Annotated in this window: 17 protein-coding genes; all 17 read left to right on the forward strand. The window is 36.7% G+C overall.

All coding sequences use genetic code 11. The annotated features are described in order from the left end of the window. The first annotated feature begins 30 nt into the window (after positions 1-30). The 17 genes from fliF to fliP all read left to right on the forward strand — a co-directional run bounded on the left by fliF (position 31) and on the right by fliP (position 13,498). Positions 31-1,632 carry a flagellar basal-body MS-ring/collar protein FliF gene (fliF, locus tag CZ490_RS04760; protein ID WP_077617812.1) on the forward strand — a complete coding sequence of 534 codons (1,602 nt, stop codon included), beginning with the start codon at positions 31-33 and terminating at the stop codon, positions 1,630-1,632. Positions 1,633-1,643: 11 nt separating this feature from the next. Continuing rightward, positions 1,644-2,663 (forward strand): flagellar motor switch protein FliG, encoded by a 1,020-nt coding sequence (fliG, locus tag CZ490_RS04765; protein ID WP_077617813.1) that lies wholly within the window; start codon positions 1,644-1,646, stop codon positions 2,661-2,663. A gap of 1 nt (position 2,664) precedes the next feature. Continuing rightward, positions 2,665-3,417 carry a flagellar assembly protein FliH gene (fliH, locus tag CZ490_RS04770; protein ID WP_234987288.1) on the forward strand — a complete coding sequence of 251 codons (753 nt, stop codon included), beginning with the start codon at positions 2,665-2,667 and terminating at the stop codon, positions 3,415-3,417. A gap of 2 nt (positions 3,418-3,419) precedes the next feature. Then, positions 3,420-4,736 (forward strand): flagellar protein export ATPase FliI, encoded by a 1,317-nt coding sequence (gene fliI / locus CZ490_RS04775; RefSeq protein WP_077617815.1) that lies wholly within the window; start codon positions 3,420-3,422, stop codon positions 4,734-4,736. A 5-nt stretch (positions 4,737-4,741) separates the two neighbouring features. After that, the gene (fliJ, locus tag CZ490_RS04780) at positions 4,742-5,185 is read left to right on the forward strand and encodes a flagellar export protein FliJ (protein WP_077617816.1); all 444 of its coding nucleotides are present in this window, start codon (positions 4,742-4,744) and stop codon (positions 5,183-5,185) included. 8 nt (positions 5,186-5,193) lie between these two features. Further along, positions 5,194-5,766, forward strand: a complete 573-nt coding sequence (locus CZ490_RS04785; protein ID WP_077617817.1) for a MotE family protein — start codon at positions 5,194-5,196, stop codon at positions 5,764-5,766. 32 nt (positions 5,767-5,798) lie between these two features. Beyond that, on the forward strand, positions 5,799-7,112 hold the full coding sequence (locus tag CZ490_RS04790; protein ID WP_077617818.1) for a flagellar hook-length control protein FliK: 1,314 nt from the start codon (positions 5,799-5,801) through the stop codon (positions 7,110-7,112). 13 nt (positions 7,113-7,125) lie between these two features. Next, positions 7,126-7,587: a flagellar hook assembly protein FlgD gene (flgD, locus tag CZ490_RS04795; protein WP_077617819.1), complete on the forward strand. Its 462-nt coding sequence runs from the start codon at positions 7,126-7,128 to the stop codon at positions 7,585-7,587. A 12-nt stretch (positions 7,588-7,599) separates the two neighbouring features. Continuing rightward, positions 7,600-7,971: a TIGR02530 family flagellar biosynthesis protein gene (locus CZ490_RS04800; RefSeq protein WP_077617820.1), complete on the forward strand. Its 372-nt coding sequence runs from the start codon at positions 7,600-7,602 to the stop codon at positions 7,969-7,971. 76 nt (positions 7,972-8,047) lie between these two features. After that, on the forward strand, positions 8,048-8,842 hold the full coding sequence (gene flgG, locus CZ490_RS04805; protein ID WP_077617821.1) for a flagellar basal body rod protein FlgG: 795 nt from the start codon (positions 8,048-8,050) through the stop codon (positions 8,840-8,842). Positions 8,843-8,885: 43 nt separating this feature from the next. Then, complete coding sequence (locus CZ490_RS04810) at positions 8,886-9,080, forward strand: flagellar FlbD family protein (protein WP_077617822.1); 195 nt, start codon at positions 8,886-8,888, stop codon at positions 9,078-9,080. A 15-nt stretch (positions 9,081-9,095) separates the two neighbouring features. Then, a complete protein-coding gene (gene fliL / locus CZ490_RS04815; RefSeq protein ID WP_077617823.1) occupies positions 9,096-9,521 on the forward strand; it encodes a flagellar basal body-associated protein FliL in 426 nt (141 codons plus the stop codon). Positions 9,522-9,560: 39 nt separating this feature from the next. After that, positions 9,561-10,562, forward strand: a complete 1,002-nt coding sequence (gene fliM / locus CZ490_RS04820; RefSeq protein WP_077617824.1) for a flagellar motor switch protein FliM — start codon at positions 9,561-9,563, stop codon at positions 10,560-10,562. Continuing rightward, positions 10,555-11,766: a flagellar motor switch phosphatase FliY gene (fliY, locus tag CZ490_RS04825; RefSeq protein ID WP_077620946.1), complete on the forward strand. Its 1,212-nt coding sequence runs from the start codon at positions 10,555-10,557 to the stop codon at positions 11,764-11,766. The genes fliM and fliY overlap by 8 nt, the downstream gene beginning before the upstream one ends. 16 nt (positions 11,767-11,782) lie before the next feature. Continuing rightward, a complete protein-coding gene (locus CZ490_RS04830) occupies positions 11,783-12,145 on the forward strand; it encodes a response regulator (protein WP_077617825.1) in 363 nt (120 codons plus the stop codon). 43 nt (positions 12,146-12,188) lie between these two features. Beyond that, complete coding sequence (fliO, locus tag CZ490_RS04835) at positions 12,189-12,836, forward strand: flagellar biosynthetic protein FliO (protein WP_077617826.1); 648 nt, start codon at positions 12,189-12,191, stop codon at positions 12,834-12,836. Then, positions 12,833-13,498 carry a flagellar type III secretion system pore protein FliP gene (fliP, locus tag CZ490_RS04840; protein ID WP_077617827.1) on the forward strand — a complete coding sequence of 222 codons (666 nt, stop codon included), beginning with the start codon at positions 12,833-12,835 and terminating at the stop codon, positions 13,496-13,498. The genes fliO and fliP overlap by 4 nt, the downstream gene beginning before the upstream one ends. The last annotated feature ends 57 nt before the right edge of the window (positions 13,499-13,555 follow it).

Here is a 13,555-nt window from a genome sequence, read left to right on the forward strand (position 1 = left end):
AACTTACAACATTCGATTAGGGGTATGTAAATGAATGAGAAACTACAATTGTATAAAACAAATATAAGTGAGTATTGGAAAAAACAATCTGGTCTACAAAAGGCCACAATAATTGGATTGCCACTATTGTTAATTTTCATTATCACGCTTACTGTTTTTTTAACGACGAAAACGAACCTTGTTCCTATGTACAGTAATTTATCGCCACAGGAAACAGGGCAAATAAAAGCAACCTTAGATGCTAGGGGAATACAATCGGAGATCGTGGATAATGGTTCAACCATTAAGGTACCAGAGGAAGTGGTAGAATCCTTAATGGTTGAACTTGCGGCAGAAGGAATACCAGATAGCGGCAATATCGACTATTCATTCTTTGGTCAAAATGCAAGCTTTGGGATGACCGATAATGAATTTAATATGCTTAAACTAGAATCCACACAAACCGAATTAGCTAACCTTATTAAAGGCATTGATGGGATTAACGATGCCAAGGTTATGATAAGTATGCCGAGTGATGGAATCTTTGTTAAGGACAGTCAGACAGAGGCGTCCGCTTCAATCGTGCTTAATACGAAAACAGGATATAAGTTTGATCAACAGCAGATTAAATCCTTATATCACTTGGTTTCGAAAAGTATTCCTAATCTACCTACTGATAATATCGTCATAACAAACCAAAACTTTGAGTATTTTGACCTAGAAAACGAAGAAAATTTATCACTTATAGGAAATGTAGCATCACAGCTAGGGGTAAAACGTGAAATTGAAAGAGATATTCAAAGACAGGTTCAACAAATGTTAGGAACTATGATGGGACCGGATAAGGTAGTTGTGTCAGTTACAACGGATATTGACTTCACACAGGAAAATCGTCAAGAAAACCTAGTTACACCAGTGAATCCTGAAAATATGGAAGGTATTGAAATCAGTGTTGAACGAATTACCGAAACCTTCACAGGTGAAGGGGCCCAAGCTGGTGGAGTAGTTGGAACTGGAGAGACTGATGTTCCTACTTATAATGCAAATGGACAATCCGGTAATGGGGACTATGAACGAATCGAGGAACGAGTAAACAGAGATGTGAATCGTATCACAAAAGATATAGTAGAAGCTCCATATAAAATAAGAGATTTAGGAATTCAAGTGATGGTCGAAGCGCCAGATCCAAAGAATCCTGCATCAATGCCACAAGAACGCGTTGATGACATTGAGAGAATTTTAAGTACTATTGTAGGAACTAGTATCAATCAAGATGCAAATAATGAATTAACACAAGAAGATATCCAGGATAAAATAGTTGTTTCAGTTCAGGAGTTTAACGGGAAAGAAACAATAGCTCCGGAAACACAGGTAATCAATACTATACCTTTATTAGTTTATATTATTGGTGGTCTTTTATTAGTTGGTCTTATTATTCTATTATTCTTGCTTATACGTAAAAAGAAAAACAAGGAAATCGAAGAGGAGGAAATCCTTCAACCCGAACCGATTTTCTTTGATCAAACAATTCCAGATATAAATGATGAAAAAGAATCTGACGCGGAAGCAAGAAGAAAGCAATTAGAAAAACTTGCTAAAGATAAACCAGAGGATTTTGCAAAGTTATTAAGATCTTGGTTAGCGGATGAATAGGAGGTGGAGAAATGGCAAAGCGAGATATGCATAATGAACTTACAGGTAAACAGAAAGCAGCCGTTCTTCTCATATCATTAGGCCCAGATGTCTCTGCCTCGGTTTACAAGCATCTTTCAGAAGAGGAAATAGAAAAATTAACGTTAGAAATTTCGGGTGTTCGAAGAGTGGAATCCAACACAAAGGAACAAGTGATGGAAGAATTTCATCAGATTGCGATTGCCCAAGATTATATCACTCAAGGTGGTATAGGTTATGCAAAAACTGTACTTGAAAAAGCGCTTGGGGAGGAACGAGCAGGCACGATTATAAATCGACTTACCTCTTCTCTCCAGGTCAAGCCGTTTGACTTTGCGAGAAAAGCGGATCCTGGGCAAATCTTAAATTTTATTCAAAACGAGCATCCGCAGACGATTGCGTTAATCTTGTCATATCTTGATTCAAGACAGGCTGCTCAGATTTTATCGGAATTACCACAGGAAGTACAGGCTGACATCGCTCGAAGGATTGCGATAATGGACAGAACATCTCCTGAGATTATCAATGAGGTTGAGCAAATACTTGAGCGGAAATTATCAACTACCGTGACTCATGATTATACACAAACTGGTGGAGTTGAAGCTGTTGTTGAAGTATTAAATGGAGTCGATCGTTCAACGGAAAGAACGATTCTGGACGCACTTGAAATTCAAGATCCAGAACTCGCAGAAGAAATCAAGAAGAGAATGTTTGTATTTGAAGATATCGTTACGCTCGACAATCGCGCGATTCAGCGAGTTATTCGTGATGTAGAAAATGAAGACCTTATGCTATCTCTACGAGTTGCTAGTGAGGAAGTTAAAGAAATTGTCTTTAAAAATATGTCGAAACGGATGGTTGAGACGTTTAAAGAGGAAATGGAATATATGGGGCCAGTTCGATTACGTGATGTTGAAGAGGCTCAATCACGTATTGTAGCTGTTATACGAAGACTTGAAGAAGCAGGAGAAATTGTGATAGCGCGTGGTGGAGGAGATGATATCATTGTCTAACGTGATAAAGTCAGGGTCACTACAGCAAAACGATTCTCCTAAAAAAGTGATTGGTCTTAAAGTCCTACAAACTAAGGAAGCAATTTCGGCAAATCAAGAACAGCCAAATCAGCAAATTGCAACTCAAAAAATCGTTGAAGAGGCGAAGATTCAGGCAGATAAAATTGTAAAGGATGCACTTCAATATTCCAATTCACTTAGACAGCAAGTATTGGTTGAAAAAAGTGAATGGGAAGAAGAGAAACAAAATCTTATTACAAAAACCTCAGAAGAAGGCTTTCGTGCAGGTTTGGCAAAGGGAAGAGAACAGGGCTATCGCGAATATACCGATTTACTCTCCGAGGCGCGACAAGTTATCGAAATATCAAAGCAAGATTATAGCAAATACCTTGAATCTTCTGAGGAAGTCATTTTAAAACTTGCCATGTCTGTGGCAGAAAAAGTTATAGGAATCCACTTATCTGAGAACCCAGAGGATTTTGCTTTTTTAGTTAAAAAGGCAGTGAGAGAGGTAAAGGAACATTCAAATATAACGATTCAAATTAATCCCAATTATTATCAAGTTATCGTAAATCAAAAGGAACAGCTAACCGCAATTCTTAATGGAGAAACTGATCTATTTATCTATCCAAACGAAGAACTTAATGAAACTGATTGTGTAATTGAATCTTCATTTGGAAAAATCAATGCCAGTGTCGATACACAGCTTTCGGAAATAAAAGAAAAGCTTCTTGCATTGTTAATGGAGGAATAGTGATGAAGGCAATTGAGCTTCTTAATGAAATACATTCTATTGATTCATACAAACGATACGGGAAGGTAACTAGGGTTGTTGGCTTAATGATTGAATCACGTGGCCCCGAATGTTCAATAGGGGATCTATGCCATATTTATGTGGGGATTAATCATAAAAGATGTATTCAAGCTGAAGTTGTAGGATTTCGTGAAGAACATGTAATTCTAATGCCTTTTTCGAATGTCAAGGATATTTCTCCTGGCAGTATAGTAGAGGCAACGAGTAAGCCTCTTGATATTAAAGTTGGAGACGGATTAGTTGGAAAAGTATTAGACCCATTAGGACTGCCTCTTGATGGAAGTGATTTACCGAGAGGTTTATCTTCGGTGCCTACTGAGCAGGACCCACCCAATCCTTTATCTAGACCTCCAATCCGGGAGCCAATTGAAGTAGGCGTTAAAATGATTGATACACTCTTAACTGTTGGGAAAGGACAGCGTGTAGGTATCTTTGCTGGTAGTGGTGTAGGGAAAAGTACATTATTAGGGATGATTGCACGTAATACGACAGCTGATATTAATGTAATAGCGCTTGTCGGAGAACGTGGACGAGAAGTGCGGGAGTTTATTGAAAAGGATTTGGGTGAAGAGGGTCTTAAACGTTCGATATTAGTTGTGGCAACTTCCGATCAACCAGCACTCCTCCGTATCAAGGCAGCAATGACAGCAACAGCTATTGCCGAGCATTTTAGAGATAAAGGTCTTGATGTCATGTTAATGATGGATTCTGTAACTCGTGTAGCGATGGCTAGTAGGGAAATTGGCTTAGCGATTGGTGAGCCCCCTACAACAAAGGGATATACCCCAAGTGTCTTTACAACTCTTCCAAGGTTGTTAGAAAGAACGGGGACAAATCATCTTGGCTCCATAACTGCATTTTATACAGTTCTAGTAGATGGAGACGATATGAATGAACCAATAGCGGACACTGTTCGAGGGATTCTTGATGGTCACTTTGTCCTAGATCGTAGCCTAGCCAATAAAGGCCAATATCCTGCGATTAATGTATTAAAGTCAATCAGTCGTGTGATGAACCAGATTACATCACGTGAACATAAAACCTATGCTGAAAAAATTAGGAGTTTGATGGCAACTTACCTTAATTCAGAAGACCTCATCAATATAGGTGCGTATAAAAGAGGCTCTTCCATCGGAGTTGATGAAGCAATCAGATTTTATCCTAAGATCATCTCATTTCTAAAGCAGCAAACTGATGAAAATTTTACATTTGATGAAAGTCTATTCTTATTGTCACAATTGGCTGAAAAAGGTGAATAAATCAGATGAGTTATAAGTTCAAATTTCAAAAAGTGATGTCGATAAAAGAGAATGAGAAGAATCAAGTACTTGCAGATTACCAAACTTCTGTAAAAGAATTTGAAGAAGTTGCTGAGGCTTTGTACGAATCGCTAAAGAAAAAAGAAACTTTAGAGGAGAATCAAAGAAAACAACTTCAAGGTGGCTTGTCGATTCAAAGTATTCGACATCAACAATCATTCATTACTGGTTTGGAGAAAACAATTATGTATTATCAGCAACTTGTCTTCAAAGCACGGCAAAAAATGCAAAAATACCAAACTTTACTAACTGAAAAGAATATTGAGGTTAAGAAGTATGAGGTTATGAATGAAAAAGACTTCGCTGTGTATGAAGGCTTAATAAAGATGCAAGAAAACCAGTTGATGGATGAAATTTCAATCCAACAATATATGTCAAAAGGAAGATAGGTGATTGAATGGAGACAAACGAAAGAGAATATAGCAAACTTCAATGGCTTCTGTTTGTCGTACTTATTCCCACCTTCTTTACTCTTATTGTCGTGTTTGTTTTATTATCTTTTGCTGGGTTCAATCCGATAGGTGCTATGAAAGAATTTGCTGCCAAAGTGCCGATTATCTCTACTTACGTTAATGAAAAAGAAGCGATAAAGGAGCCTGAGGAGGAAAAAATATCTATCTCAGATCTAGAGGCGGAGATACAAGTAAAAGAAAACAAAATAACGCAATTGGAAAGTGAATTAGAAACGAAGAGCAGGGAAATTCAAACATTAAATAGCGAACTTGAAAATTTATCGAATGAACTAATAAAACTTCAGGAAGAGCGTTTGGCTGATAGTAAATCACTAGATGAATTAACTAAAATGTATGAAATGATGTCTCCCAAAAATGCTGCAAAAATTATTCCGAAATTGAATGAGAATGAGGCAAGGGAAATTCTTACAAGTATCGATACAAAGAAACTTGCTGCTATTTTTGAAAAAATGTCGCCAGAGGATGCTGCGAAATTCACTCAACTTATTACTCAATAATACTGAATCGCATTGAAAGGGGGTGAAATGACGTGAACGTGGCAACCAACACGGAAAGTGTACTGGGGTCTATTAGAAAGACAGTAGCAGCTATTCCGGTTAATAAAAACCATATACAGGGTAATGGAGGAAAAGAATCGTCTTTTCAAGGAACACTAGAAGCATTAGTTGGTCATGGTACACATCTAGTGGAGAATTCAACTGCAGAAAATGATCCTAATCTTGAAGTAATTCATGAAGGTTCACCAACTGAATCAATAGATAAACTGTTATCTGAACTTGAAACTTTTATGAAGGAAGAGCTTGATTTAATAGAAATAGAAGATGTTTTAAGCACACTACCGCCTGAATTGATACATGATATTAAAGCATTTATAGTATCGATTCAAAGTGGTGAAATTCGTCTCGAACTAAAACATGTTACCGAAAAAGCAGAATTAATAGGACTTCTTATGGTCTCAAAACACTATGCTCAAGATGAATCCTTTACTCAAAAGGACGGGCTTATGAATCTGGTGAAACAGCTCAAGATAATCGCTGAAGAGATTGCACCTCAAAACCTATTAAGTGGTAAAGAAACTACAGATTTAAAATCAAATAAGCTTATTCATGATTTAATTCAGAATATCAACGATTCCCTTTCAAAAACGGATAAACCTATGAAGGAATCGCAGACTAGGTTTCAATTTCTACAAACGGTTCATGCAAGATATTTTTCAGCACCAAAAGGGATTGAAACATCACCAACTATACTCGTTGACAAGCTTGTACAAAAAGGAAATAGTAATACAACACAGGTTCAAGGAACAGTTAGTGAGTCAATTCCTATGAATGAAGTTAATTCAGCACCATTATCAAAGGTGCAGCAATTTACTTTATTTGTTGAACAAACAGGTAAACAACAACAACTACCGAATCAACAACAATTTATTAGGCAATTTCAAAATATTTTAGCAAGAAGTAGTTTTTTAACTAGCGGTGGCCAGCAAAAACTACTAATCAATTTATATCCTGAGCATCTAGGTTCATTGCGAATTGAATTACTCCAAAGTGAAGCGGGAATGATTGCTAGAATTATGGCATCAACTAGCCAAGCAAAGGAGTTAGTAGAGTCACAACTAACTAACCTTAAACAAACATTCTTAGCTCAAAACATCTCGGTTGAAAAAATTGAAGTATCAACACAGCTTCAGTATCAAGCAGAAAAAAACTTACAAAGAGAAAGTGAACAGCAACGAGATCAGCATTCAGGAAGGCAACAGAAACAACAAAACGAACAAGAACCAAGCGAAGAGCAATCCTTTACTGCTGCACTACTTGATGAGTTAGTCAATTTTAAAGTATAGGTGGTGAATGTTAATGACGACCAAAATTGATTCTAGTCTATATCTTTCAAGTTTGAAGTCTGACAGAAAAACTGGAAATGATGTTTTAGGAAAAGATGATTTCTTAAAAATATTAATGACCCAGCTTCAAAATCAAGATCCTATGAATCCTATGGAAGACAAGGATTTTATTGCACAGATGGCAACATTTACTTCACTTGAACAAATGACGAATATGAATAGTACACTAGAAAAGTTCGTGAATGGTCAACAAGGTGAACAATTATTAAAATACAGCAGTATGATTGGAAAAGAAGTGGAGTTTAGTTACAAGACTGAAGATGAGGACGGAAATGAAATTATTAAAAATGGTCAAGGAATTGTAACTTCTGTATCTCAAAAATCAGGTTATATTGAATTAGAGTTAAAAGATGGAACCAAGATTTATAGTGATGAAGTCCTTAAAGTAAAGGAACCTTCTAAAGAGGAACAGTAGGAGGTGATCATGATGGACCATCGAATATTGCAGATACAAAACCATCCTTTGTCTTTACAAACACATAAAAAAGTGAAGCATTCAGGACAACCTGAAATCTCTTTTAAAGATGCTCTGGAGAAAGAGACCAGCATCGTCATTAGTAAGCATGCACAAAAAAGATTGGATGAAAGAAATATAAGTATTCAAGACTACAAGTGGAAAGAGATCCAAATGAAAATTTCTGAGGCAAAAACTAAAGGAATTCGAGATTCACTTGTTGTTACAAATGATGCAGCATTAATTGTCAATGTCCCGAATAATACGGTCATCACAGCGATGAATCGTGAAGAAGCGAACTCTCAGATCTTCACAAATATTAATGGAACGATTATCTTAGATTAACTTTTGGCTGGACCTTAACAGGAAGCCTTGGTGTGCTGACTGACTGATGCCACCTAATTCGAAAGGGGAAAATATAATGTTACGTTCAATGTATTCAGGAATTAGTGGAATGAAAAATTTCCAAACAAAGCTAGATGTAATTGGTAATAACATAGCTAACGTAAATACCTACGGCTTTAAGAAAGGTAGAACTACGTTTTCTGATATGATGAGTCAAACGATTCAAGGAGCAAAAGGAAACGATGGAGTACTAGGTGGTGTGAATCCTAAACAAGTAGGTTTAGGGGCTACTTTATCAACAATCGATACGATTTCGACACAAGGAAGTATTCAATCTACAAACCGTCCTCTAGATTTAGCTATTTCCGGATCTGGTTATTTTACACTGATGAATGGAGCAAATACCTATTATACTCGAGCAGGGAATTTTTATTTAGACTCTGAAGGCCAATTAGTAAATAGTAGTGGGCTAGTAGTAAAACAGGAAGGGAATAATGACCCGATTGAGATACCTTCAAATGCTCAAAGTTTTAGTATTGACTCTGCGGGAGTAGTGAGCTTTGTTGACAGTGAGGGTATTTTACAAGAGGCAGGAACCTTAGAGATTAGTACTTTTGCTAACCCTGATGGTCTTGAAAAGTTTGGTGATAACTTATTTACCGTAAGTCAAAACTCAGGAAATCCTACTGCTGCGACAGCAGGGAATGAAGGAGCCGGCAAATTAATGGCTGGTGCACTTGAAATGTCAAACGTTGACCTTTCTGAGGAATTCACAGAAATGATTGTTGCACAACGTGGATTCCAAGCAAATACTCGAATTATTTCAACATCTGATGAAATTTTACAAGAGCTTGTAAACTTAAAACGTTAAGGGGGTTAGGGGTTTTAGTATTCTTCTAAGACCCCGATAAATAGTGATAACTTTAACTAGATTAAATGATAAGAAGTTTACATTAAATGCTTTGTTTATCGAACAAGTTGAATCCTTTCCTGATACAACAATCACATTAACAAATGGAAAAAAGTTTGTTGTAAAAGAAACAGAGGCTGACGTAGAGGTTAAGGTTCTTGAGTTTTATCAAAAAATAAATGTACTTGGCCTCAGGTAAGGGGGAAAAGGTGACATGAAAAATAAGTTACTTGTCATAATGGTTATTATTTTAAGCACAATAACATTGGTTGGGACCACCGCGTTTATTATTTTAACAAAAGTAACAGCAAGTGATAGTAAACAGGAACCATCCATTGATGAAGTGCTAAAAGCGACTGTTGAAATTCCAGAAATTACAACAAAACTTTTAAGTGATGATTACATTCGTATATCCTTTAATATTCAGACAGATGGAAAAAAGGGGAAAGAGGAATTAGAGAAGCGAGGATTCCAAACAAGCAATATTATTATAAAAGAACTTTCTAATATGACATCTGAGGAATTTAAGGGTGAGGAAGGTATCGTTAATTTAGAAAATAGATTAAAAGAGCGCATAAATGAAATAATGCAGGATGGAACTGTCATTAAAGTCTATGCGACATCTTTTCTTCCGCAATAAACCTAGATTTTTGATTACTTAATGAGCGGAGGTGGAACCTTGCCTGGTGAAATATTATCTCAAAGTGAAATAGATGCTTTACTTTCAGCCCTATCAACTGGTGAAATGAATCCAGAAGAACTTAAAAGAGAAGAAAGTGAACGACGTGTAAAAGTTTATGATTTTAAAAGGGCTCTTCGATTTTCAAAGGATCAAATTCGGAGTATTACTCGGATACACGAAAATTTTGCGCGATTATTAACAACCTACTTTTCGGCTCAGCTTCGAACATATGTACAGATAACAGTGGGAACAGCAGATCAATTGCCATATGAAGAATTCATTCGATCAATACCTAATATGACCATTCTAAATGTATATGAAATGCCACCACTTGAGGGGCGAATTATACTTGAAGTAAACCCTAATATTGCATATGCCATGCTCGATCGAATGCTTGGTGGAAGAGGGACAGGTCTTAACAAGATTGAAAATTTAACAGAAATTGAAACCAAAATTATGAGCAATATGTTTGAAAAAGCATTTGAACAAGCCCGCGAAGCATGGGCAAACTTAGTTGAGGTTGATCCGGTTTTAACCGAATTCGAGGTAAACCCACAATTCCTTCAATTAGTATCACCTAATGAAACAGTAGTTGTTATTTCATTAAATACCCAAATTGGGGAAACTAGCGGGATGATTAATATTTGTATTCCACATGTATTCTTAGAACCAATTATCCCAAAACTATCGGCACATTACTGGATGCAATCAGCTCCTAAAAAGGAACGAAATATTGAAGAATTTGTAAATATAGAAAATAGCCTCAAGGATACAAAACTCCCAATTGTTGCGGAACTAGGGACGGCCAATATCGCCATTCAAGAATTCTTATTATTAGATACTGGTGATACAATTCAGCTTGATAAATTGATTCAGCAGCCAATCGAGCTAAAAGTTGAAGGTATTTCAAAATTTTACGCTCAGGTTGGAAAGGTTAATAAAAAACAGGCCGTACAGATTTTAGAGGAGATTAAAGGGGGGGACAATGAAGATGAATAATGGAAATATGCTATCACAAGATGAAATTGATGCACTTTTAAGAGGTACTGCAGACTTGGACAACGAAGAACCGGTAGCAATTAGTAATAAGCCCCTTGTAGAAGATTTTTTGTCTTTAATTGAACAGGATGCCCTTGGGGAGATTGGTAATATATCTTTTGGAAGTTCAGCAACTGCTCTATCTACTTTACTCAATCAAAAGGTGGAAATTACTACACCAAATGTTTCACTGGTACTGAGTTCTGAATTAGCTGATGAGTTCCCACACCCGCATGTTGCGGTCTATGTGAATTACACTGCTGGGTTTACTGGAACAAATCTTTTAGTAATTAAGCAAAGTGATGCAGCAATCATTGCAGATTTAATGCTTGGAGGAGCAGGTCTTTCTGTAAACGAGACACTAGGTGAACTTCAATTGAGTGCAGTACAAGAGGCAATGAATCAGATGATGGGTTCTGCTGCTACCTCAATGTCGACGGTGTTCAGTAAAAAAGTCGATATTTCACCACCGAGTATTGATATCTTAGATATTAAGCAAGGTGAAGGGGCTGAAAAGCTCCCACAAGATGATATCCTTGTAAAGATATCGTTTCGTTTAAAGATTGGAGAATTAATTGATTCGTCTATTATGCAACTCGTTCCAGTTGAATTTGCAAAAGGTCTTGTTGGAGAACTCTTATCACCTCAGGAAGATATAGTAGAACCAACACCAACTATGGGTGGCTCAACACACCATATTGAAGAACCAATACAGCAATCTAATCATATAGAAGAACAATATGTTCAACAACAAAATGGAACTGCACACCAAGCAACACAGCATTATAATAATCAAGCAATTCCAACAAGCAATCCACAGCATTTAGGTGGTCAGGTGAGACAACCCGAAATACAGCCAGCTGTTTTCTCGGATTTTGAACCTGTTCAATTACAAGAGTCAGAATCAAGAAATCTTAATATGCTAATGGATATTCCTCTTCAGGTAACCGTTGAATTAGGGAGAACAAAACGTTCAATTAAAGAGATTCTTGAGTTATCAGCCGGCTCTATCATAGAGTTGGACAAGCTTGCAGGAGAACCTGTTGATGTTTTAGTTAATGGTAAACTCATCGCACAAGGTGAGGTAGTTGTAATTGAAGAAAACTTTGGCGTCAGAATAACTGATATTATAAGTCAAAGTGATCGAATCAAAAAATTGAAATAACCAGGGGGCTAATCTAATGGCACATAAAATACTTATTGTAGATGATGCAGCATTTATGAGAATGATGATAAAGGACATCCTAACTAAAAATGGATACGAGGTTGTTGCAGAGGCGGCTGATGGTGCGCAAGCAGTTGAAAAGTTTAAAGAACATCATCCTGATTTAGTAACAATGGATATTACGATGCCAGAAATGGATGGCATTACAGCATTAAAAGAAATTAAAAAAATTAATCCAAATGCAAAGGTTATTATGTGTTCTGCAATGGGCCAGCAAGCTATGGTAATTGATGCGATTCAGGCGGGAGCAAAGGATTTTATTGTAAAACCTTTCCAAGCAGACAGAGTTATTGAAGCTATTAGCAAAACGTTAAGCTAAGAAGCCGTTATTATTTTATAAATTTCAGGAGAGTGGCAACAAAGTGAAATACATCAAAAAAGTATTAATAGCACTTATTTTCTTTCATGTCTTGCTTGTCACTTTTCCTGTACAAGCTGCAGATGGTCAAATTGATAAAAGTGTAAGTGACACACTTGGTAATCAAGAAGAAAAGAATGATGAGCAAGAAACGAATCAAAATGAAGACATTGTTCAACCAGCCAATGAACTTACTGCCGGCGATTTCTTTAGAATGATCTTTACAACCTTATTTGTCCTTGCACTTATATACTTTTTATTGAAATTCGTAAATAAACGAAATCGTATGAACAACCAAAATAGGTTCATTGAAAATTTAGGTGGGACTAGTTTAGGAACGAACCGCTCCATTCAGATTGTTAAGGTTGGTGAGCGGATATTAGTCGTGGGGGTAGGAGAGTCCATTCAACTTCTTAAGGAAATCGAAGAAACGGATGAAATCAACGAAATCCTAGAGCAACACAATGCGACATTGGAATCCATGATTAAGCCAAGAGATGTTATTAATCGTTTTTTCGAAAAAAGAAATGAAGCAAAGGACAAGGATAAACCTCTCTTTTCCTCTATACTTCAGAAACAATTAACCGAGTTAAAGCAAGGGAGAAAGAAAATTGTCGAGCAACTTGAAAATAAGGAGTCTAGCAAAGAATGAATGAGTTCATGGAGTTTTTTAATACTAGTGCCCCTGAAAATGTTTCGACATCTGTAAGGCTACTTCTCCTTTTAACGGTTTTGTCACTCGGCCCAAGCATCCTAATTTTAATGACTTCTTTTACAAGGATTATCGTTGTCCTGTCATTTGTTCGAACCTCGCTAGGAACACAACAAATGCCTCCTAATCAGGTGTTAATAGGTTTAGCTTTGTTTTTAACCTTTTTTATCATGGCACCAACGTTTAGTGAAGTAAATGAACAAGCTTTAACACCTTTGTTTAATGAAGAAATTAATTTAGAGGAAGCCTATAACCGTGCAGCCATACCCTTTAAGGAATTTATGAGCGCTCATACGAGGCAAAAAGATTTAGAGTTGTTTTTGAATTACTCGGGAGCGGAAAGGCCGGATACAATTGAAGATATACCTTTGACAGCTTTAGTACCAGCTTTTGCAATTAGTGAGCTAAAAACAGCATTTCAGATTGGATTTATGATTTTTATTCCGTTTCTTGTAATCGATATGGTTGTTGCGAGTATTCTGATGTCAATGGGTATGATGATGCTTCCACCAGTAATGATTTCCTTGCCTTTTAAGATTCTCTTATTTGTCCTGGTCGATGGATGGTATTTGATTGTTAAATCCTTATTACAAACCTTCTAGCTTTTTTTAGCTGTATTTGCACTGAATTAAGTTAATGCCTTCGGCGGTTGTCACTTA

Source organism: Litchfieldia sinesaloumensis (assembly GCF_900156865.1).
GTDB classification, from domain to species: domain Bacteria; phylum Bacillota; class Bacilli; order Bacillales; family Bacillaceae_L; genus Ferdinandcohnia; species Ferdinandcohnia sinesaloumensis.

Bases quoted from the DNA above. Each gene is read 5' to 3' on its own strand.
- fliF (WP_077617812.1), top strand. From the start codon at position 31: ATGAATGAGAAACTACAATTGTATAAAACAAATATAAGTGAGTATTGG.
- fliG (WP_077617813.1), top strand. From the start codon at position 1,644: ATGGCAAAGCGAGATATGCATAATGAACTTACAGGTAAACAGAAAGCA.
- fliI (WP_077617815.1), top strand. From the start codon at position 3,420: ATGAAGGCAATTGAGCTTCTTAATGAAATACATTCTATTGATTCATAC.
- fliJ (WP_077617816.1), top strand. From the start codon at position 4,742: ATGAGTTATAAGTTCAAATTTCAAAAAGTGATGTCGATAAAAGAGAAT.
- CZ490_RS04785 (WP_077617817.1), top strand. From the start codon at position 5,194: ATGGAGACAAACGAAAGAGAATATAGCAAACTTCAATGGCTTCTGTTT.
- flgD (WP_077617819.1), top strand. From the start codon at position 7,126: ATGACGACCAAAATTGATTCTAGTCTATATCTTTCAAGTTTGAAGTCT.
- CZ490_RS04800 (WP_077617820.1), top strand. From the start codon at position 7,600: ATGGACCATCGAATATTGCAGATACAAAACCATCCTTTGTCTTTACAA.
- flgG (WP_077617821.1), top strand. From the start codon at position 8,048: ATGTTACGTTCAATGTATTCAGGAATTAGTGGAATGAAAAATTTCCAA.
- fliL (WP_077617823.1), top strand. From the start codon at position 9,096: ATGAAAAATAAGTTACTTGTCATAATGGTTATTATTTTAAGCACAATA.
- fliY (WP_077620946.1), top strand. From the start codon at position 10,555: ATGAATAATGGAAATATGCTATCACAAGATGAAATTGATGCACTTTTA.
- CZ490_RS04830 (WP_077617825.1), top strand. From the start codon at position 11,783: ATGGCACATAAAATACTTATTGTAGATGATGCAGCATTTATGAGAATG.
- fliP (WP_077617827.1), top strand. From the start codon at position 12,833: ATGAATGAGTTCATGGAGTTTTTTAATACTAGTGCCCCTGAAAATGTT.